This is a genomic window from Kordiimonas sp., from assembly GCF_965216265.1.
Lineage (GTDB): Bacteria > Pseudomonadota > Alphaproteobacteria > Sphingomonadales > Kordiimonadaceae > Kordiimonas.
This window is the reverse complement of sequence record NZ_OZ244153.1, coordinates 273,495-292,347: the sequence shown is the minus strand read 5'-3', so window position 1 is coordinate 292,347 and position 18,853 is coordinate 273,495. Positions and strand designations below refer to the sequence as shown.

Sequence of the window (18,853 nt, the reverse complement as noted above, 5' to 3'; positions counted from 1 at the left end):
TTATTGCAGTAGAGTCGGCCACCCTTTCATATCCAGTTTTTCCCTAGCTTCCGCAAAGATATCGAGAACATGAGCCAACTCATGAGCTTTGAGCGTTGCATTTACGGTCAAGCGCAACAGCATGCGGTTTTGAGGGGTGGCGGGGGGGCAAAATACCGAACCCAATACGCCTCTCTGGTCGAGAAACGTGCGAAACGAGACTGTGTTTTCCAGAGTGCCTGTAATGATAGAAATAATCTGGCTGTCGCTCTCCGTAACGTCATAGCCGAGCGCAAGAAGGCCTGTGCGGAGGTAGCGGTGATTGGCGTGCAGACGGCTGCGGCGCCAATCTTCCGATCCGATAATATCAAGGGCTGCGTTAAAGCCCGCAACTTCATACCCTAGCACAGAGGTGCTGAATATCATTGGCCGCGCTTCGTAACGGAAATACTCCATATTGCGGGCGGAGCCTACGACCACACCGCCACGTGCTGCAACGGCCTTCGAGAGACCAACGGTGCGAAAATGTATGCGGTGTGCAAGGTTCTGCGCCACTGCCATACCGCCTCCTTTATGGCCATGGCAGCCGAAGGAGTGAGTTTCGTCCACAACGATGGCGCAGCCCTCTTGTTCCGCCACATCGACAATATCGGACAACGGACACATGTTCCCGTTTGTGCTGTATAGAGAGTCGACAATCACCAGACCGGGACCATACCGCCGAATTTTTTTTCGCAGGTCCTGAACATCGTTATGTCGGAAAGGACGGGCTTTTGCCCGAGCGCATAAAATGCCCTCCCAAAGAGAGGCGTGCGCCATGATATCAATATAGATTGGGGTGTCGGGCTTAGAGAACGCCTGCACCAGCCCTGTGTTGGCGGTATATCCTGACATGACAAGCACCGCGTCTTCTGCTTGCATCAGGGATGCGATTTTGTATTCAAACTTGCGGTGAGTGTCTTCCTTGGCGTGAGAGAATACACGGGAAATGGCGTCACCGTGCCCTACCTCGGTGAGAATATTTGCCTTCGCGCGTGATACCCTTGGGTCGCCAGCGATGGAGAGATAATCGTTAGACTGCATGCGTACTGCTGGCTGCAGGGGGCGACTGTTGGTCAAAACGGCTCTACCCCAGTGTTTGTGCTGAGGGTCGGTAAGCTCCTCGTCGGTGATCTGGGTAATGAAGTCAGGCTCTAGCGGGCCTTGTGGTGTTGTGGCGCGACCAAGGTCACATACTGCTGAATTTGCCATCTGGTGCTTCCTCATTGTTGGAGGTCGTGTAATTTTATGTTAGATATGTATTTTTACACACATAGGTAGCATTTTAGCCTAAATTCCATGGAAGATGGCGTATAAATGGAAATAGGGGTGTTTCAAAAATTCACGGCTAGTTTTGAGCTGACGCGTTCAAAGATGCGAGCCGGTGCAGTGGTCGGTCTTGGCGGCTTTCCACTCTACTATTTCATATGGCAGGATGTATTCCCACAAGGGTATGAAAACGCGCTGCTACGGGCGCTCTGTGTTGGTGTTCTTGTCTGTTGGCTGGTCGTCGATCGTTTTGCGCCTGACCGGTCCCGCGCATTTCAGGTGCTTTCTTATGTAACTCTGACGACATGCCTGCCGTTCTTCTTTTGTTATATGTTTTTGCAAAATAACGCTTCAGGCATTTGGCTGGGCTCGATGATCTGCGGCATGCTTTATCTCGCTGTTGCAGTCGAAATATCCAACTTTTTCATGATGTTCCTGCTCGGTAGCCTTGCGGCGGTCGCGACCTATATGGGACTACCTCACAATGAGATCGATCCTTACCGACTGTATGAGACGGCACCGGTTATTTTGTTTGCGTTTGGTGGCGGGCTTATACTCAAGTTTGCTGAAGAATGGACAATTCATCACAACCAGAAGCGTGCTGTGGCGCTCGCAGGTTCCATTGCTCACGAGTTGCGTACACCCCTTTTAGGGATACGCCTGGAACTAGAGAATTTTTCAAAGCTTTGCCGGGATACCGCGCTGACTGGAGGCACCGATAACGCCCGACATTGTGATGAGATAAGCGGGCGCGTTAATAGGCACGTCCTTAAAGCTTCTCATATGGTTGAGTGTTTACTCTTGAATGTGCGGGATGAGGCGTTTGACAGTCGCGGTTTCACCTACCATTCGATGCAAACTGTCCTAGATGACGTGTTCGCACGGTATCCGCTGACCGAGAGGGAGCGCGAAATAATCAGGGTACGGGAACACGAAGATTTTACGTTTTGGGGTGATAGTTTGTTGATGTCCCATGTCGTGATGAACCTGTTGAAAAACGCGTTTGAAGCTATAGCTTCGGCAGAGAAGGGGCAGGTTGAGATATATTTTTCTCGAATAGAGGGAAAAAATGCTATGTGTGTTAGAGATACCGGCCGCGGGATAGCGGCCGACGCCAGAACAAAGATTTTTGATCGGTTCTACTCTAACACCCAAGGAGGTGCAGGGCTGGGCCTTGCATTTTGTAAGCGCGTTATAGATAGTTTTGGAGGCGCACTGGAATGCAAATCGGAAGCTGGTGAGTACACCGAATTTAGAATCTGGTTACCTGCGGGGGAGGCAGCATGATCGGACCTTATTATTATCCTGAAATTCCTGTTTATCATCCTTGCACAGCACTTTTGCTGGACGACGATGAGGATTTTCTGGCGTCTTTAAAGGCCGTTTTAGGCCAGGAAGCCGCTATACTTGGCTATTCCTCTCCAAGTTGCGCACTGAAATGTCTCAGCCATGCGCAGGAAATTGTAGACGCAACTTTCGATATCTTTGCTCACTATGGCAGTCGTGCCGAAGGGGCAGGGGCTGAGGCTGGTGACCATCTTCTGCTCTTGAAGTCTTCGCGGCTGCGGCGCTTAGCGATGTCAGGATCGCGCTTTGAGATGATTTCTGTGGTTATTGTCGATCAGGTGATGCCATCCAAAAGTGGGCTGGAGTTCTGTGCAGAAATTCAGAACCTGGGTGTGAAGACCATTCTACTCACCGGCCAGATGAGCGATGAAGCAACGATTGCAGCGTTCAATAACGGCTTGATTGACAGGTTTGTATCCAAGAATGACCCCGCCGCTCTCACTAAAATCAAGACCATGATGGTGGAGTTGCACAAGGAGTATATGGCGGACAAGCTTGAACCACTGACCAAAGCCTTGCAAGCGTCAGGTAGCCATAGCCTCGGGCGATATGATACCGTTGAACTGATGCGGGAAATTCACAGAACGTTTGATTATACGGAATATTATTACCTGCCAAACTCTCGTGGTTTTTTGCTCAGGGATCGTGACGGTACTGAGCGATTTTGTCTACTTGGGAACGTGCGGGAGCAGGTGGAGTTGAGTGATGTAGTCGAAGACATTCTGGGTAATTGCCAGCAAAGTATTGGTCTTCGTGAAGGCAAGCTGATTGCCTGGGACTTTTTTGATGACTTTGGCGATAGCGAACCGTGGCATACACGGGTTGCTGACCTTATCTTTCCCTGCAACAGAACAGGTGAATTGGTCTGGAGTTTGATCCCGCCTGAGAGTTTGCCATTCCAGACAGAGCATGTGGACCCCAGTTGGAGAAGCTATCACCAGCATGTGCAAACCAAGCCCATCAATTGGCTGGGAAGCGTCGCTTAAGCGGCGGACACGGAAATTCGTCCGCTGAAGGTATCTGCGTTAGCAACAAGCATATCCCCCAGAAAGTCAAACATTGCCCTGATGCGTGCACTGCGGCGCAGTTCGGCGTGGCTCACGAGCCAGATGTCAGTACTGAACACCACAAGATCATCGAACAAGCGCACAAGATCTGGCTCTTCCGCCGCCATCACGCAGCTATACGCACCGATGCCGAAGCCTTCTTTTACCGCCGTTGCCAGCGCCATCATGCTGTTTGAGCGAAACGCTGCGGAGCGTGAGAGGGCATAGATTTTTCGTGGGTCGGTTTTGGTGTGGGTGAGAATTTCATCATGAGGCAAGATGAAATTATGGTCCTTGAGTTCCGAAAGCCGTTCCGGAGTGCCGCGAGACGCCAAATATTTTTTGCTGGCATAGTAGCCATAGTTCATGGTGACCGTCCGTTTGGCCACGAGATCGTTTTGAACCGGCCTGAACATCCTTAGCGCGATGTCTGCTTCGCGGCGCAGGAGGTCTGATACCGCATTGTCAACTTTTACGTCGACCGTAATCCCTGGGTATTGTTGGTTGAAGGGTTTGAGGTTTTTCACCAGCCAGACAGCGCCAACAGCTTCAATACAAGAGATCATGACACTGCCCGACAGGCTGCTGTCGTGCCCGGTTACAAGCCTTTCAATAGCATGTACGTCATCTTGCATGTGCCGCGCGTGGTGGCGCATTTGTTCACCCAGCAGCGTCATCTCAAGCCCGGTTCTGGTACGAGCGAAAAGTTCTGCACCGATGTTTTCTTCAAGTGCGGTGAGGCGCCGAGACAGAGTGGGCTGGCTTACATTCAGCTTGCGGGCAGCAGCCGAGAGGCTGCCATGTTCTGCCATAGCCAAGAAATATTTCAGGTCTTCCCAGTCCAACATCGTCGTTTCTCCATGACCAATTCAAATATGAATACCTAAGCTGCATATTTTGTCAATTACTATCCAGATACGTATTCCAATATAGGGTCTATCCCCAACATGATTTAAGCGGGATCACAACCGATAGAGGCGTGAAGAACGCGAGGAGACAAAAGATGTTTAAAATTTCAAAGGCGGTAGCGATAGCAGGTCTGGTGTTTGCGGTTTCAGTTGTTTCAGTTAATGCGGAAGCGCAATCAACGAAAACCCTGTATCTGAGCGAGAACGGTAATCTTGAGCGCGGTATGGAATCGCTTCGTCAAGGCAATCTGAAGTCGGCGGCGAAGCACCTTCGCCGGGCCGTCAGGGCAGACCTTGGCACAGAGCGTCTTGTGCCTGCGCTATCAAACCTGTGTGCTGTTGAGTATGCGCTTGGTGAACTGGCTTCGGCTGAGGAGCATTGCAGCCGCGCCATCGGTGAGGATCGTCATTTCTGGCGGGCTTATGTGAACCGAGGCAATGTTTACAAAGCCAAAGGTAGCTATGAAGCTGCACATGCTGATTATCGCCGCGCGGAAGATATCAGTTCAAACGATCTTACGGTGAGTGCGTTGGCTTCCCTTGAAGCGGATCATAACAGGCTTGTTGCAGAAGCGAAATAACGGCCATAAGTTACACCCCGGAAGGTCGCTCCCAGGTCGATCTTCCGGGCTCTCGACTGTCTTACTTGGTGGCAGGTTGAGGAAAACCGCCAGCATGAGTCACCATGGCAGGGACCGCTCGGCCTAGAATAGTTTCTACCCATTCGCCCAGTTGAATGGCTTTTTCTAGTTCTACGCCGGTTTCAACTCCTGACCGCTCAAGTAGGTAGAGCAAGTCTTCAGTGCCAATATTGCCCGTAGCCCTCGGAGCGAACGGACAGCCTCCAAGGCCTGCGATCGAGCTATCCAGAATTCGTATACCAGCTTCATAAGCGGCCCATGCATTGGCGATGCCGGTGTTGCGGGTATTGTGGAAGTGGGCCCGCAAGGTAACGTCGGGAAGGGCATCCCGGATCATGGCAACAAGCTGGCTGACATCCTTTGGGGTAGCAACCCCGATGGTATCTGCAATCGCTATTTCTCTCGGTTCGGCGTCTGCAAGTTCTTTGATCATATCTACGACGGTCTGTTTGGAGACTTCACCTTCAAAAGGGCAGCCAAATGCGGTTGACACGGTCACCTGAGCTTGAAGGTCATCGCGTTTCGCGAGCTTGATGATCTCCTTTGCAACAGTGATAGATTCCTCACGGGTTTGGCCCTGGTTTTTTTGCCCGAAGGTAGTTGAGGCAGTTACCACGCAACCAACTTCATCAACACCGCGTTTGTTCCCCTCCCGTGTGGCAATCGCGCGCAGGTAACCCCGTTTATTAAGAACCAGGCCGATATATTCGACGCCAGCTATATCAGGCAGGCTTTCCACAACTGCTTCAGCATCGGCCATTTGAGGAACCAACTTGGGGTGCACAAAACTCGCAACTTCCAGCCGCTTAAGCCCAGCGTCCATGGCGCGCGTGATCAGCGCATGCTTCTGCTCGGTCGTGAAAAGGATTTTCTCGTTTTGCAGGCCATCACGTGCACCAACCTCAACGATTTCAACAGCAGAGCTCTTAAGCATTATACCCACCAATCTGTTTACCAAATACAGCTTCATAGATAATGTTGCACTGCGGGAATAGCAACGCTGGTGATTGACGTTAATACGACTCGCGTGAAGGTAATTTGTGTTCCAGCACCGTTAGTGCCGTTCTGAGCACACTCGTAAAAGCTCAAGCATATCAATGTCGTTTGATGGAGTGAGGCCGGGAATACACCGCCCTTTTGAAATTATCTCTGGCTCTGGTACCATATTTATCCGCTCATTTTACATGCCTGTGTCCTAAACCGACGGAGCTTTGCTCCGCCATTAATGGTTGATGTCCTGGGACGGAGGAAATGATGATCAATGGCACTCAGAAATGCCCGCGGGTAGTTGCACTCGTGGGCCCATACTCAAGTGGTAAAACCACACTTCTCGAAAATATTCTTTATATGACAAAGACAACCCGCCGCCGTGCAAATGGTGAGCGGGTTTTTGGTGACGATAGTGTTGAAGCAAAAGCGCTTTCGATGGGGGTTGATGCCAATGTCGCAAGCGCAGAGTACCTGGGTGACCGCTATATTTTCCTAGACTGTCCGGGCTCTATAGAGTTGTTGCAGGAAACACGGTTTGCAGTGCACTCTGCCGATGTTGCTGTGGTGGTTGCTGATCCGGAACCAGATAAAATCCAGTCGCTTAGCCCGCTGTTGCATGAGCTTGAAGCAGAGGGCATCCCACACCTTCTGTTTATCAACAAAATCGACCACAGCAATGTCCACATCAGGGATATCGCACAGGCGCTGGACGAAGTCAGCGCGTTGCCGTCTGTTTTGCGTCACGTTCCCATCAGGGAGGATGGTGAGATCAGCGGTTTTGTTGATCTTGCTGCCCGCCGCGCATACTCCTACGGCGCTGATGGCAGCTTTGAGATCACTGAAACTGCGTCCAGCTACATTGAGCAGGTGAATGATGAACGTTTCCAAATGATGGAACGGTTGGCGGATTTTCATGACGACCTGATGGAAGAACTGTTGGAAGACATTGACCCACAGGCGGAAGAAATCTTCTCAGATCTGGCTAAAGACCTTAAGGAAGGCCGGATCATGCCGGTCCTGATGGGAAGTGCTATCAATTCGTTCGGGTTGCGTCGTCTGATGAAAGCGTTGCGTCATGAGATGCCCGGGTTTGAGTTGGCGGCCACGCGCATGCTGCCGGAAGTAACTTCTGAGCCCGCAGCTTATGTCCTTAAAACCAAGTATCTGCCACACATGGGAAAACTTTCATTCGCACGGGTGTTAAGCGGCGGCTTGTCAGACGGGATGACGACGGCGGGCACAAAAGTCAGCGGGCTATTTGCCGTTGATGGTGCAGACCTGAAAAAAGCTTCAAAAGCAGGAGTGGGCGATGTCATCGCCATCCCACGCCTGGAAGGCTTGACGACGGGGGATACGATTGGTGCACCGGGCGCGCCACGGCCGCAAAAGCTTCATCCTGTCTATGCGCAGGCTATAACGGTGCATGACAGGAAGGACGAAGCAAAGCTTTCCGATGCGCTTAGTCGGTTGGTCGAAGAAGACCCGTCATTTGAAGTTGAGCACCGTGAAGATACTGGCCAATTGCTGCTATGGGGGCAGGGTGAAATTCACATGCGGACGGCCATGGCCCGGTTGAGCGAGAAATACGGTGTTGGTGTTACGTTCAGCTTCCCGCAGGTGCCCTATAAAGAAACAATCAGACGGTCCAAGGTTCAGCACACCCGATACAAGAAACAAAGTGGCGGCCATGGTCAATTTGGTGATGTGGTCATCGAGGTCAGTCCAAAAGGGCTGGGACAAGGCTTTGAATTTTCTGAGAAAATTCACGGAGGATCAATCCCGAAACAATATATCCCAAGTGTTGAGGCTGGCGTGAAGGAATACCTGAAACAAGGGCCGCTTGGTTTTCCGGTGGTGGATGTGTCGGTCACACTGCAGGACGGCCAGTATCATAACGTGGACAGTTCAGATATGGCGTTTAAAACAGCGGGCCGTATGGCGATGGCGGATGCCTTGCCGGGGTGTGAGCCCGTGCTTCTTGAGCCTATTGAGCATGTGCGCGTGATGGCCCCAAGCAGCTATATGGCAAAAATTAATGGTATGATCACCAGCAGGCGAGGGCAGATCATGGGCTTTGACGTACGCGATGGTTGGCCCGGTTGGGACCAGATTGAGGCGCAGATGCCTGCTTCTGAAATGCAGGATCTTATAATTGAGCTCCGTTCTGTAACTCAGGGAATTGGAACTTTTGAGCATGAATTTGATCACCTGAATGAACTTGCTGGGCGGCTCAAAGAACAAGTGCTGGAAGGGGTTGAAGAAAAGCGACGACTTTGAACCGCGTGGTTTTGCAGTCGGTGTTTTAAGATCGAGCGAAAATATTTTGTAAGGTTTTTCTCCTCTAAGGGACTGTTAGCTTGTGAGCTTCGGTTCTAGAGGAGATGACCGTGAAAAAAATAATCCGAGTTGCGACAATAATGACCGGCGTTTGGCTTGTACCCGTTCTGACGGTACAGGCAGGCGCGCGTGCAGATGAACCCAGCATAGAGCCAGTTGAGTTTTCGCCCTGTTATGTGCGCGGGCTTAAGGAACGGGTGAGCTGTGCCCAGGTAGACTTGCCTGAAAACTATGCCGACCCCAGTGGTCAGCAGGTACAAATTCACCTGACCCACTTGTCTGCCAAGTCAGGCTCTCCTGAAAAAGACCCGTTTGTGATATTTGCCGGCGGGCCGGGGCAAGCTGCGGGAGATTATGGTGCGCTTGTCAGGCTGGCTTTCAAAGATATACGGGCCAAACGCGATATTTTGCTGATAGATCAGCGTGGTACAGGGCGGTCGTTCGGTATTCGGTGTGAAAGCGAGGAAATGCCGTATCCGCTCGAACGTTTTACAGAGCTGGCCCAGGATTGCATGGCAGCAACGTCTGCAAACACTGCCTTGATCACGATGGAAAATGTGGTCAGAGATACAGATGAAATACGTAAGCGTCTAGGGTACGAGCAGCTCAACCTTTGGGGTGGATCGTATGGCACCAGAACAGTCGCGCTTTATCTGAAACGCTATCCTGAACGAGTGCGCAGCATCATTGTTGATGGTGTGTTGCCACCAGATGTTCCTTTGTTTGCGACGGTTGCAGCTAATGCGGACCGTGCCATGCAGATGATCGTGGTCGATTGTGAAAGCAATACGTCCTGCGCAAACACTTATCCAGACCTGAGCGGGCAACTTGATAACCTGTTGACGCAGGCGGAGGCCGGAAACCTCTCCTATCAGGGGCCAGACCCTGTTAGCGGCAAGCCGATAAAACTGGACATTGGCAGGGGCCTTGTTGTCGAGGCGCTGCGGTCATCCTTTTATGCGGCGGACCAAACCACCTACATTCCTCTTGTCATCGGTGAGGCGGCGAAGGGAAATCTGAAACCACTGATCTCCGCCCTCCTGGGTGGCACGGCGGTATCGGACACCATGTTTCTGGGGGCTACATTTTCCATCCTGTGTGGTGACGAAATTTCAAGGGTAGAAGCTGGCGAAGCCAAATCACTGGGTGAAAGCAGTTTCGCAGGCGACACCTATTACCGGTTCTGGAGCGCTGGATGCAGGGGGTGGGAAAGTGCTGCTGCTGCCCCAGACGCGTTCGAGCCGATTAGCGGAAATGTGCCCGCGCTCGTGCTCTCAGGAGACCTTGACCCGATCACGCCGCCAAGTATGGGGGATCATTTTGTAAAAGGCTTTCCTAATGGCAGGCACATTGTGGTTCCTGCCACGGGCCATAACACCGGACATATTGCCTGTATGCCCGGGTTGATGGCTGAGTTCCTCGAGGACTTGGACGCAGGGGCGCTCGACGTTTCATGTTTTGAGCACTTGAAACGGTTGCCTTTCGCGACTGGACTTAACGGCGCGACGAATTAGGGGGCTGATATGATTATAGTAGAGAATATTGCAAAAAACTTTGGTGATGTGGTGGCCGTTAAGAACCTGAGCTTTCAGGCTGGGGACGGTGTGATCACGACGCTGTTGGGTGCCAACGGGTCAGGTAAATCTACCACTTTGCGTGCGGTTTCAGGGCTTATGAAACCTGCCACTGGTTCGATCCATGTTGATGGTATCGATGTCGCGAAGGAGCCTCTCAAGGCACAGCGAAGGCTCGGCATTTTCCCGGATCAGTTTGGTCTTTATACGAGGCTGACAACGCGAGAGCACATTGGGTATTTTGCTGAGCTGCATGGACTGAGAGGCAAGGCGCGCGACGAGGCTGTAGAGCGTGTCGCGGGGCAGTTGCATATGTCTGATATTCTGGATCGGCGTACCGCGGGTTTCAGCCAAGGGCAGCGGATGAAGGTCGCGCTTGCCGGGGCAATAGTGCATCAGCCACAGAACATCGTGCTTGATGAGCCTACCCGTGGCCTTGACGTTATGGCCATACGGTTGCTTCGAGAAACGCTACTTGACCTCAAGAAGCAGGGACACTGTGTTTTGCTGTCATCACACGTGATGGCAGAGGTAGAGATATTGTCTGATCAGGTAGTGATGATTGCCGCTGGCGAGCTGTGTGCAGCGGGCACACCAAAGGAGCTTATCACCCAAAGCGGTCAGCCAAACCTCGAGGAGGCGTTCGTATACATCACTGAAGTACACGACCAAGCAACTGATACCCATGGGAGGGCCGTCGCATGAACGCTCAAATATTAACAGTATACCGCAAGGAAATGCGGGACATGGTCCGAGACAAGAGGGCGCTAATAGCGATTTTGTCCTATGTGCTTGGTGTGCCGGTCATGTTTGCGTTTCTCTTCTTCCTGATGTCGGACGACCGGGGAGAGAACGTTAAATCATCCGTTGCTATCGACGGTATGGCTCAGGCACCCGGGCTCGTTGCCTATCTGGAGCGCGACGGATACGAGGTTGTTGATGCAGCGGACGAGGATACAGCTATTGCACCGGAAAATATCCCGCAGGGCGCTGACGCGTTCCTTGTACTGGAGGCGGATTATAGTGCGGCCCTGAAAGAAGGACGCCAGGCAAAAGCCCTTCTGTATGTTGATGAAACTTCCCGTGTTTCAACAGAACGCGGCGAGGATATTCGAAGCGCCATACTGTCGTACGGCAATCATGTGGCGGGTATTCGTGTAATAAGCCGTGGCGTGCCTGTAGGCCTGTTGTCTCCAATCTCGCTGTCGCTGGCTGATATCTCCAAAACGAGTTTTATCAACAAAGTCATGGGTAATATGCTCATGTTGATCTTTGCGCTCGCGCCATTTGTTGTTGGTCTCAGTGTGGCACTGGATGCACTTGCTGGCGAGCGTGAGAAACAAAGTTTGGCGACATTAATGGCCCAGCCCATAAGTGGCATGTCTCTCACCCTTGGTAAATGGGCCATGGTGGCGACATTCGGGCTCGTGGGTACCGTTGCAACAGCGACGTTAAACCTCGTGACAATTAGTTTCCTTCCGCCGGATTTGCTGCCATTCGCACTTAAGGTAACAGTGCCGGGCCTTCTGATGGCTGGGCTTCAGGTGGCGACGCTTTGCATGTTTGTGGCATCTCTTCAGATGGCCGTGAGCATTCATGCCAAGAGCTTTAAAGAAGGCCAGACATACATGTCCATGATGATGATCGTTCCGGTCTTCGTGGGGTATTCAAAGATATACGGCGAAAGCAAGCTGCCGGGATTTGTGAACTATCTGCCAATCTTCTCGGACATGGAAAGCCTAAGCAGCATATTCTTTGATGGCGTTATAAACCCTCAGGTGACGGGCTCTGCGATAATGGCAGGGCTTGCGGGGACCGCCCTTTGCCTTATGCTGACTTCGAAACGGCTTTCAAGCGAGCATATGATCGCGGATAGCTAACAGAGCTATATGGGGTGGGACTACTCTGGTGGACTTTAAGGCCACATTACAATCACACGGGCCCATGCTGGGCCGGATCGTCGCTTCCTATGAGGCGGACCCGGCCCAACAGCAGGAATTGTTGCAGGAAGTCTCTTTGGCTCTTTGGCAAGCGCTGCCCAAGTTTCGTGGAGATGGCAGCTTGAAAGGCTATATCGCCAGAGTTGCCCAGAACAAATGCATCACACATGTATCAAAGGCCGCCAAGGCACCGCGCCAGACAGTTCTTGATGAGAAGCTGGAGAGCGATGTTCTTGCGCCGGATGAACATATGGCGAGAGAGCAGATGCGACAAAACCTGCTGGCTGCGGTGCGAGAACTACCCCTCAATCTCAGGCAGGTGACCACTCTGGCTCTTGAAGGTTTTTCTCATCGGGAGATCGCTGAGGCGCTTGGCATCTCTGAAAATAACGCGATGGTGAGATTTAATCGGGCTAAGGACGTTCTAAAAGTAAGCCTCGGTAGACCTGATAGGCCAAAACAAACCGGGATGGAACCACGCAAGACAGGTGCGCATAATGGATAACAACCAGGACATGCTGGAAGCTCCAAATTGGGACAACTTGCAACAATTGTGGCAGGATAGCCCTCCCGTTGATATGGATAGAATGGCGAAAAAAGCCCGGTTTGTATGGTGGCGCATGCGGGTGAATTTCGTCATCGAGCTGCTGATGTGTAGCGTTGGTTTTGTCGTGACGCTCTATTTATTGTATCGAGCGACCACCTTGGCGACATATATTTTTGCCTTCTCGGCATGGCTTTTAAGTTCCGGGGGTATTTATGCGGCCTTTCGTATCAGGCGTGGGGCTTGGGGGCATCCGGGCGATACAGCGCAGTCACTGGTGGTGTTGCAAATACGGCGGGCCAAATCGGCCATATTGTATGTGAAGGCGAATTATTGGCTGGGCTTGGTGTCGTTTGCCATGCTGCCACTCGCATGGTGGACAATTGTGGATGAAGACCCAAACATCGCTGCGGACGAGCTTTTGCGAGTGAAATATACCATCGGGGCCGCCCTAATAGCGCTGATCGTGGTGATGGTTGCCCTATGGCCTTACATGAAAAAGAAGCAATCTGAACTTGAGGAATTGCAAGACATTGCCAAACAGCTTGAGGAGGAAGACGCAGGTTAGTTGCTTCTTTTGATCGCTTTTATAACCTGTCTGAGCGGATGAAGTGCCGCGATATGGTCTTCCGGCAACGGAAGAGGGTCACCGCATAAGCTGGCAGCAAGAAATTCACCCAAGATTGGGCCATACTGGAACCCCTTGGCGCCAAGGCCTGTAAGAACGCTGATGCCGCTCAATGGCTCAGAGGGGCCGAGTTTAACCGTTTTGGCATCCTTGGCTAACGCTGCGTACTGCCTCAATATCTGGTTAGTGTTATACAATGCGCCGACGTAGGGCATATGGTCTGCTGTTGTGGCGCGTACGCCTGCCCAACTGGCTCTGTGCGCCGTTGCGGGTATGCGCAGCCCGGTTGCCGCTGAAAACTGTTCTTCTATTGCGATACGGCTAGTGTCATTTGGCGCATAATCTCGCTCCCGCACCTCAACTATCTTTTCAAAGGTCGAACCCAATGTCCGAATGCCGGCGGTTGCTGCCGTCAGGTAGCCGCCATAATTGAGCGAGACGGGTGGGGCGTGTCCAAGCTCGTCATCACGAAGGAGTTCGACTTGCCCTTTGTTTGGACGTATCTCAGGTTTGGAGAGGCTCTGGTCAACACCTACGGTGCTCACGCCGGTTGCGAGTACAACATGGGCGGCTTCAATGCTTTCGCCTGTGGTATGATCGGTCAGGCGCCATATACTGCCGACCTGCTCAAGAGCATCGATCCGGAACGCGCGCATGTCGATATCGGCGGTCAGGGCATTGAGCGCGGACTGTGTTGCGATCGCGCCGCCTCTGGGCAGATGCAGTGTCTCACCGTCCCACGTTAGCCAATCTGTAGACCAGTTCAGGTGCGCCACCAGTTTTGAGTATCGTTCCCTCGCAGCGTCACTTTTTGTCAACAGGTCTACGCTGGCGACATCTGCCCAATGACCGGCAAATGATGGGTGTACGAGGGCAAACGCGTAGGCGCTTGTGAAAAAATCTGCATGAGACTGTTCGCCCAGAATAAACCGGGGCGCCAGGATCGCGGCGGGTACTGTGCTCGCGCTAGGGGATGCAGGATCGTGAAGTAGCGTCACAGCTTTGCCGCGTCGCGCAAGTGCGTAAGCGACAGAGCGCCCGGCGACACCCGCGCCAACGACCACAAACGGTCCCTCGGACTGCGGTGGCAATGTGGCCCATTCCGGAACGGTCGAGTGGGTGCACTGAGTGAGGGGGAGGGGCGCTTGTGCTTCACCAATCAGGCGTTCACGTTTGCGTCCGTATCCCGGTGCCTTGACGATTTCAAAACCACGCTCAGATAGGCCGCGTCGCACGAAACCCGCAGCGGTGAAAGTGGCTAGTTTGGTGCCGGGTTTTGCGAGCCGTGCCACTTGGTCAAGGATTTCAGCCGACCACATGGCTGGATTTTTTGCCGGCGCGAAGCCGTCTAAAAACCAGGCGTCCACCTTTGCATTAAGGCGGCTGAGGGCATTGGGGGCATCGCCAAAAAGCAAAAGCAGGGTTATACGCCCGTCCTCAAAAATGCGGGGGTGGAATCCGTCAGAGGCGGGTGGCCATGCGGCGCACAGTTGCTGGGAATAGGTCGCGATTTCGGGAAATGTTTCATGGGCACTGCGGAGAGCGTCTTCAGTAAGAGGAAACCCCTCAGCTGAAATGAACGTCAAGCGGCCCTTGGCACCGCTTTCCTTGAACGCGCGCCAGGTGGCAAGAAAGTTGAGCCCTGTTCCAAAACCGGTTTCAGCGATGACATAATGATCGCGCCCCATCCATACGTCAGGGGCGCCGATACCGTGCAGGAAAACATGCTTGGTCTCCTCAAGGCCGTTGTCAGCTGAGTAATAGACATCGTCAAACGCGGTCGACACGGGTGAATTCCCGCGCCAGGCCAAGTCATTATGTTCTATTTTTTGTACCATGAAGTGTCGATTTCTTGACCTAAAGCGGCTTAATAAACGATTGTTTGGCATTTGTCCGCATTGATTTAAGGTCAATAAGACGTCATCCTAGAGACCAAGTACTAATATAACGAACTTATGTGGGGGATTTATGCTTTTTGAACTTGATGGAGTGCAGCCGGAGTTTGAGGATGACACCATCTGGGTTGCGCACAATGCAAGTGTTATAGGCAATGTCAAGCTAGCAGCACAGTCTAGTGTCTGGTTTGGTGTAACTATCCGGGGTGACAATGACCCTATCACAATCGGCAAAGGCTCCAACATTCAGGATCATTCAGTTCTGCACACTGATATCGGCGCTCCCATCGTTATCGGTGAGGATGTCACCATTGGTCACAAAGTCATGCTGCACAGCTGCAGCATTGCAGACAAAACATTGATTGGTATGGGAAGCACCATCCTGAACGGCGCGAAAATAGGTACTGGCTCGATCGTGGGGGCTAATAGCCTCATTACCGAGGGCAAGGAGTTCCCGGACGGTGTGCTGGTTGTGGGGTCACCGGCGCGTGTGGTGCGAGAGCTGACGGAGCAGGAGCGCCAAATGATAGATATGTCAGCAAAGATATACCAAGAGAACGCCAAACGTTTCGCAAATGGTTTAAAAGAGATCACTTTTTCCTAGGAATTTTTGTGCAAAACACGTATTCGCACCGCGACAGTATAGAAAAGACAAAATGCCTGAATGGATTAGGTGATCCTGCATGAGTATCGATATTTCGCAGATGGAAGAACTCAGAAACATCGACCAGAACGCGCGCGAAGAGATCGCGCGTAAAGTCGGCAGAATTCTCGCTCGGCAGGAAAATGGCAACGGCAACGAAGACGCCCTTCAGTTGGCGCAGTTGCTTGTTGAAGACGTAGCGGTATCTGTACGCGAGGCATTGGCCAAAGAGTTGCGTACGTGTAGCTTTTTGCCGCTTGAGTTGGTTTCTAAACTTTCACAGGATATTGATCAAGTCTCCATGCCGTTCCTTATGGCGTCCCAAGCCATTGATGATGCTTTCCTGGAAGAGATCGTGCGGAGTTGCGGCGCCAACGCCCAGCAAGCCATTGCGCAGCGTTCCTGCTTGTCCGAGGCGGTGAGTTTTGCCATCAGCGATGTTGGCTCCCTTGATGCGGTGTGTTGCTTGATAGAGAATGATGGCGCCGAAGTTTCAGAACGCAGTTGCAACCGTGTTGTTGAGCGGTTCCCGGAAGAACGTAGTTTGATGGAGAAGTTGGCGGAACGCGCAGATCTGCCGCCGATTGTTGTCGAGCGCATCATCTTCAAGGTATCAAGGCGTTACGGCGAGTATCTGTCGGAAAAGTTCGGGCTTGCAACAGACTATGCGTCTTACCTTGTCTCAATGGCCAACCGGCAGGTTTTCTCACGCACGCTTGAGATGGCGCCGCTTTCCGAAATAGATAACTACCTCAAGCAGTTGATGGCCATAGAAGGGCTAACTTCAGACGTATTGCTCAACTATTTGCAAAATGGCAATGTTCGCTTGTTTACCATGGCTGTTGCCGTACGGCTCGGCCGCCCTTACGAGGCGGTTGAAGGCAAGCTGGCACAGGGCGATAAAAAAATCGTGGCGCGACTTTTGGAAGCTGCAGGGTTTTCAAAATCGGTTATTGGTGTTTTGCTGATTGCATACGAACGATTGATCCGGGGCCACTAGAATAATATTGCCCCGCAGACGCGAGGGAAGATTATGATACTGGCACCTCAACGCCACCTTTTTGATATACCAAGAAATATCTGTTACCTGAACGCTGCCTACATGACGCCGCTAACGAAAGAGCAGCACAGGGCTGGGCAGGAGGCATTGTCACTTTCCATGCACCCATGGGAAGTTTCTGCGGATGATTTTTTCCCGGTTGTTGAAGAGATTCGCAGCCTGGCGGGCCAGATACTGAATGCGGATGCTGACAGTATGGCGATTATCCCTGCCGTAAGCTACGGCATGGCGACAGCGGCAAAAAACCTGCCGCTGGCACCCCGTGAAGCCATCCTCGTACTAGAAGAACAGTTCCCCTCCAATGTTTATGAATGGCAATCGTTGGCGGACAAGGTCGGCGGTGAGATCATAACGGTGGCCACGCCGAAGGACGATGATTGGACCACAGCGGTTACTGAGGTTCTGGAGCAGTTTGGTAACAGAATTTCCATCGTGGCACTCCCACACGTGCATTGGTCATCAGGCGCGGCGCTGGACCTTGTGTGCATATCGGCTGTTTGCAAACGCATCGGTGCAGCGTTGGTGCTTGATCTCACCCAGTCGATCGGTGCAATGCCCATTGACATGCAAAAGGTTGACCCGGACTTTGCCATCGCAGGCGGCTACAAATGGATGATGGGTCCCTATAGCCTGGGAGTTATGTATGTGGCGCCGCGCTGGCAACAGGGCAAGCCACTTGAACAAAACTGGATCGCACGTAAGGCTAGCGAAGACTTCCGCCGTCTCGTGAACTACCAGAGCGATTATCAGCCAGGCGCGCGACGCTTCGATATGGGGGAGCGATCAAACTTCATCCTCGCCCCTATCTATAGGGAGGGGCTCAGACAACTGCTTGAATGGGGCATCGAGAATATTGCGGAAACCTTGATGGCACTGAACGCACGATTTGCCGCTTTGGCCTTGGATGCAGGCTTCCGGCCGGTAAACGCAGCCTACAGGGGCCCGCACCTGTTGGGTGTGCATATCGGAACGGCAGGCGATGAGCTTCTCATGAAACTCAAGGCTGCGAATGTGTCGGCCAGCGTCCGGGGTGACACGCTCCGGATCGCACCACATCTCTGGATCGATGAACAGGATGAAGCTGTGTTCGCCTCGGCCATAAAAGTCTAGGCCAAGTGTTTCATTCTGATGCGTTGTGCCAATATGATACAATATTGGGACGTGGCGTTTGTTTCAATTCGGGACTTGTATTTACAAGTATTTGAATATAAACGATAAAAAAATTGGCATGTCGCTTGCGATGATTAAAGCACCTAGAAGATTTTGCCTGAGATCTGACGGGGACTCAAAAGAGTATAGCACGGCCCCATTTTGCCTGAGTGGGGTCGTGCTCTAATTTTGGGTTTATAGCAATTGCTTGTCCGCCCCTATTTTATGGGCTACAGCAGCACACGCTAAATTTCCTCACCTAGATGGACGACCCCATTGATGGCCAGCCGGCTCATTTACCAAAACCGCTTTTTCTCAGGGCTGCTATACCGTGCGGGCAAGATGATCCTTCGTCTTGGCGGTTGGAAAGTGGTTGGCGAGGTACCGGACATCCCAAAATTTGTTGCGATCGCGGCACCACATACCAGCAACTGGGATTTCCCGTTGTTTATGTCGATTGTTGGGGTGTTCAGGCTACGTGTACGTTTCCTTGGCAAACACACTCTTTTCAAAGGTCCGCTTGGCTGGTTGTTTTACTGGTTGGGTGGTATCCCGGTTGAGCGCGAGGGGGGCGATGTTGCTGCTGTGGTAACACGGGCAACGGAAGCTTTCGCATCTCACGATGAGCTGATCCTTGGCCTTGCGCCTGAGGGTACGCGGTCCAAAGTCACAAAATGGAAAAGCGGCTTTTACCGTATTGCTGTGGCGGCGGAGGTGCCTATCGTGCTCGCCTTTGTTGACAGCAGGAAGCGCGAAATCGGCATAGGGCCAGTGTTCAGGCCAACAGGTGATATGGCGGCTGATATGGCTACTATTCAGGCGTTCTACGCACAGAAGACCGGCGTGAAACCACGCAACCAATAG

The 18,853-nt window shown here is 52.3% G+C and carries 17 protein-coding genes; 13 read left to right on the top strand and 4 right to left on the bottom strand.

Going from position 1 to position 18,853, the window contains the following annotated elements; translation table 11 throughout:
* Positions 1 to 1,230 carry an alpha-hydroxyketone-type quorum-sensing autoinducer synthase gene (gene cqsA, locus ACOOGA_RS01350; RefSeq protein WP_417460998.1) on the bottom strand — a complete coding sequence of 410 codons (1,230 nt, stop codon included), beginning with the start codon at positions 1,228 to 1,230 and terminating at the stop codon, positions 1 to 3.
* A gap of 105 nt (positions 1,231 to 1,335) precedes the next feature.
* Here cqsA and ACOOGA_RS01345 point away from each other — a divergent pair, with 105 nt between their 5' ends.
* Positions 1,336 to 2,574 (top strand): sensor histidine kinase, encoded by a 1,239-nt coding sequence (locus ACOOGA_RS01345; protein ID WP_417460997.1) that lies wholly within the window; start codon positions 1,336 to 1,338, stop codon positions 2,572 to 2,574.
* A complete protein-coding gene (locus tag ACOOGA_RS01340) occupies positions 2,571 to 3,620 on the top strand; it encodes a hypothetical protein (protein WP_417460996.1) in 1,050 nt (349 codons plus the stop codon). Before ACOOGA_RS01345 ends, ACOOGA_RS01340 begins: the two co-directional genes overlap by 4 nt.
* On the opposite strand, the gene ACOOGA_RS01335 is transcribed toward ACOOGA_RS01340, so the two are convergent.
* On the bottom strand, positions 3,617 to 4,528 hold the full coding sequence (locus ACOOGA_RS01335) for a LysR family transcriptional regulator (RefSeq protein WP_417460995.1): 912 nt from the start codon (positions 4,526 to 4,528) through the stop codon (positions 3,617 to 3,619). The genes ACOOGA_RS01340 and ACOOGA_RS01335 overlap by 4 nt on opposite strands.
* A gap of 155 nt (positions 4,529 to 4,683) precedes the next feature.
* On the opposite strand from ACOOGA_RS01335, the gene ACOOGA_RS01330 reads away from it, so the two are divergent.
* Positions 4,684 to 5,169, top strand: coding sequence for a hypothetical protein (locus tag ACOOGA_RS01330; RefSeq protein ID WP_417460994.1), 486 nt, complete (start codon positions 4,684 to 4,686; stop codon positions 5,167 to 5,169).
* Between the two features lie 61 nt (positions 5,170 to 5,230).
* Here ACOOGA_RS01330 and ACOOGA_RS01325 read toward each other — a convergent pair whose 3' ends face one another.
* Positions 5,231 to 6,163, bottom strand: coding sequence for a hydroxymethylglutaryl-CoA lyase (locus ACOOGA_RS01325; protein ID WP_417460993.1), 933 nt, complete (start codon positions 6,161 to 6,163; stop codon positions 5,231 to 5,233).
* Between the two features lie 317 nt (positions 6,164 to 6,480).
* Between ACOOGA_RS01325 and ACOOGA_RS01320 the strand changes: the two genes are divergently transcribed.
* From ACOOGA_RS01320 to ACOOGA_RS01295, 6 genes are all read left to right on the top strand, one after another.
* Positions 6,481 to 8,496 (top strand): elongation factor G, encoded by a 2,016-nt coding sequence (locus tag ACOOGA_RS01320; RefSeq protein ID WP_417460992.1) that lies wholly within the window; start codon positions 6,481 to 6,483, stop codon positions 8,494 to 8,496.
* A 110-nt stretch (positions 8,497 to 8,606) separates the two neighbouring features.
* On the top strand, positions 8,607 to 10,070 hold the full coding sequence (locus ACOOGA_RS01315; protein ID WP_417460991.1) for an alpha/beta fold hydrolase: 1,464 nt from the start codon (positions 8,607 to 8,609) through the stop codon (positions 10,068 to 10,070).
* 9 nt (positions 10,071 to 10,079) lie between these two features.
* Positions 10,080 to 10,835, top strand: coding sequence for an ATP-binding cassette domain-containing protein (locus tag ACOOGA_RS01310; protein ID WP_417460990.1), 756 nt, complete (start codon positions 10,080 to 10,082; stop codon positions 10,833 to 10,835).
* Entirely contained in the window at positions 10,832 to 12,010 is a 1,179-nt protein-coding gene (locus tag ACOOGA_RS01305) for an ABC transporter permease (RefSeq protein WP_417460989.1), read from the top strand. The genes ACOOGA_RS01310 and ACOOGA_RS01305 overlap by 4 nt, the downstream gene beginning before the upstream one ends.
* Before the next feature lie 28 nt (positions 12,011 to 12,038).
* On the top strand, positions 12,039 to 12,575 hold the full coding sequence (locus tag ACOOGA_RS01300) for an RNA polymerase sigma factor (RefSeq protein ID WP_417460988.1): 537 nt from the start codon (positions 12,039 to 12,041) through the stop codon (positions 12,573 to 12,575).
* Complete coding sequence (locus tag ACOOGA_RS01295) at positions 12,568 to 13,182, top strand: hypothetical protein (RefSeq protein WP_417460987.1); 615 nt, start codon at positions 12,568 to 12,570, stop codon at positions 13,180 to 13,182. The genes ACOOGA_RS01300 and ACOOGA_RS01295 overlap by 8 nt, the downstream gene beginning before the upstream one ends.
* Here ACOOGA_RS01295 and mnmD read toward each other — a convergent pair.
* Positions 13,179 to 15,080, bottom strand: a complete 1,902-nt coding sequence (mnmD, locus tag ACOOGA_RS01290; RefSeq protein ID WP_420429311.1) for a tRNA (5-methylaminomethyl-2-thiouridine)(34)-methyltransferase MnmD — start codon at positions 15,078 to 15,080, stop codon at positions 13,179 to 13,181. The two genes, ACOOGA_RS01295 and mnmD, sit on opposite strands and share 4 nt — an antisense overlap.
* Positions 15,081 to 15,210: 130 nt before the next feature.
* On the opposite strand from mnmD, the gene ACOOGA_RS01285 reads away from it, so the two are divergent.
* The 4 genes from ACOOGA_RS01285 (at position 15,211) to ACOOGA_RS01270 (ending at position 18,853) form a co-directional block, all read left to right on the top strand.
* Positions 15,211 to 15,741 carry a gamma carbonic anhydrase family protein gene (locus tag ACOOGA_RS01285; RefSeq protein ID WP_417460985.1) on the top strand — a complete coding sequence of 177 codons (531 nt, stop codon included), beginning with the start codon at positions 15,211 to 15,213 and terminating at the stop codon, positions 15,739 to 15,741.
* Positions 15,742 to 15,820: 79 nt separating this feature from the next.
* Positions 15,821 to 16,780: a DUF2336 domain-containing protein gene (locus ACOOGA_RS01280; RefSeq protein ID WP_417460984.1), complete on the top strand. Its 960-nt coding sequence runs from the start codon at positions 15,821 to 15,823 to the stop codon at positions 16,778 to 16,780.
* A gap of 33 nt (positions 16,781 to 16,813) precedes the next feature.
* Positions 16,814 to 17,950 carry an aminotransferase class V-fold PLP-dependent enzyme gene (locus ACOOGA_RS01275; protein WP_417460983.1) on the top strand — a complete coding sequence of 379 codons (1,137 nt, stop codon included), beginning with the start codon at positions 16,814 to 16,816 and terminating at the stop codon, positions 17,948 to 17,950.
* 318 nt (positions 17,951 to 18,268) lie between these two features.
* Positions 18,269 to 18,853 carry a lysophospholipid acyltransferase family protein gene (locus ACOOGA_RS01270; RefSeq protein ID WP_417460982.1) on the top strand — a complete coding sequence of 195 codons (585 nt, stop codon included), beginning with the start codon at positions 18,269 to 18,271 and terminating at the stop codon, positions 18,851 to 18,853.

Coding starts and splice junctions, on each gene's coding strand:
- cqsA (WP_417460998.1), bottom strand. CDS start 1,230: ATGGCAAATTCAGCAGTATGTGACCTTGGTCGCGCCACAACACCACAA.
- ACOOGA_RS01345 (WP_417460997.1), top strand. CDS start 1,336: ATGGAAATAGGGGTGTTTCAAAAATTCACGGCTAGTTTTGAGCTGACG.
- ACOOGA_RS01340 (WP_417460996.1), top strand. CDS start 2,571: ATGATCGGACCTTATTATTATCCTGAAATTCCTGTTTATCATCCTTGC.
- ACOOGA_RS01335 (WP_417460995.1), bottom strand. CDS start 4,528: ATGTTGGACTGGGAAGACCTGAAATATTTCTTGGCTATGGCAGAACAT.
- ACOOGA_RS01330 (WP_417460994.1), top strand. CDS start 4,684: ATGTTTAAAATTTCAAAGGCGGTAGCGATAGCAGGTCTGGTGTTTGCG.
- ACOOGA_RS01325 (WP_417460993.1), bottom strand. CDS start 6,163: ATGCTTAAGAGCTCTGCTGTTGAAATCGTTGAGGTTGGTGCACGTGAT.
- ACOOGA_RS01320 (WP_417460992.1), top strand. CDS start 6,481: ATGATGATCAATGGCACTCAGAAATGCCCGCGGGTAGTTGCACTCGTG.
- ACOOGA_RS01310 (WP_417460990.1), top strand. CDS start 10,080: ATGATTATAGTAGAGAATATTGCAAAAAACTTTGGTGATGTGGTGGCC.
- ACOOGA_RS01305 (WP_417460989.1), top strand. CDS start 10,832: ATGAACGCTCAAATATTAACAGTATACCGCAAGGAAATGCGGGACATG.
- ACOOGA_RS01295 (WP_417460987.1), top strand. CDS start 12,568: ATGGATAACAACCAGGACATGCTGGAAGCTCCAAATTGGGACAACTTG.
- mnmD (WP_420429311.1), bottom strand. CDS start 15,080: ATGGTACAAAAAATAGAACATAATGACTTGGCCTGGCGCGGGAATTCA.
- ACOOGA_RS01285 (WP_417460985.1), top strand. CDS start 15,211: ATGCTTTTTGAACTTGATGGAGTGCAGCCGGAGTTTGAGGATGACACC.
- ACOOGA_RS01280 (WP_417460984.1), top strand. CDS start 15,821: ATGAGTATCGATATTTCGCAGATGGAAGAACTCAGAAACATCGACCAG.
- ACOOGA_RS01275 (WP_417460983.1), top strand. CDS start 16,814: ATGATACTGGCACCTCAACGCCACCTTTTTGATATACCAAGAAATATC.
- ACOOGA_RS01270 (WP_417460982.1), top strand. CDS start 18,269: ATGGCCAGCCGGCTCATTTACCAAAACCGCTTTTTCTCAGGGCTGCTA.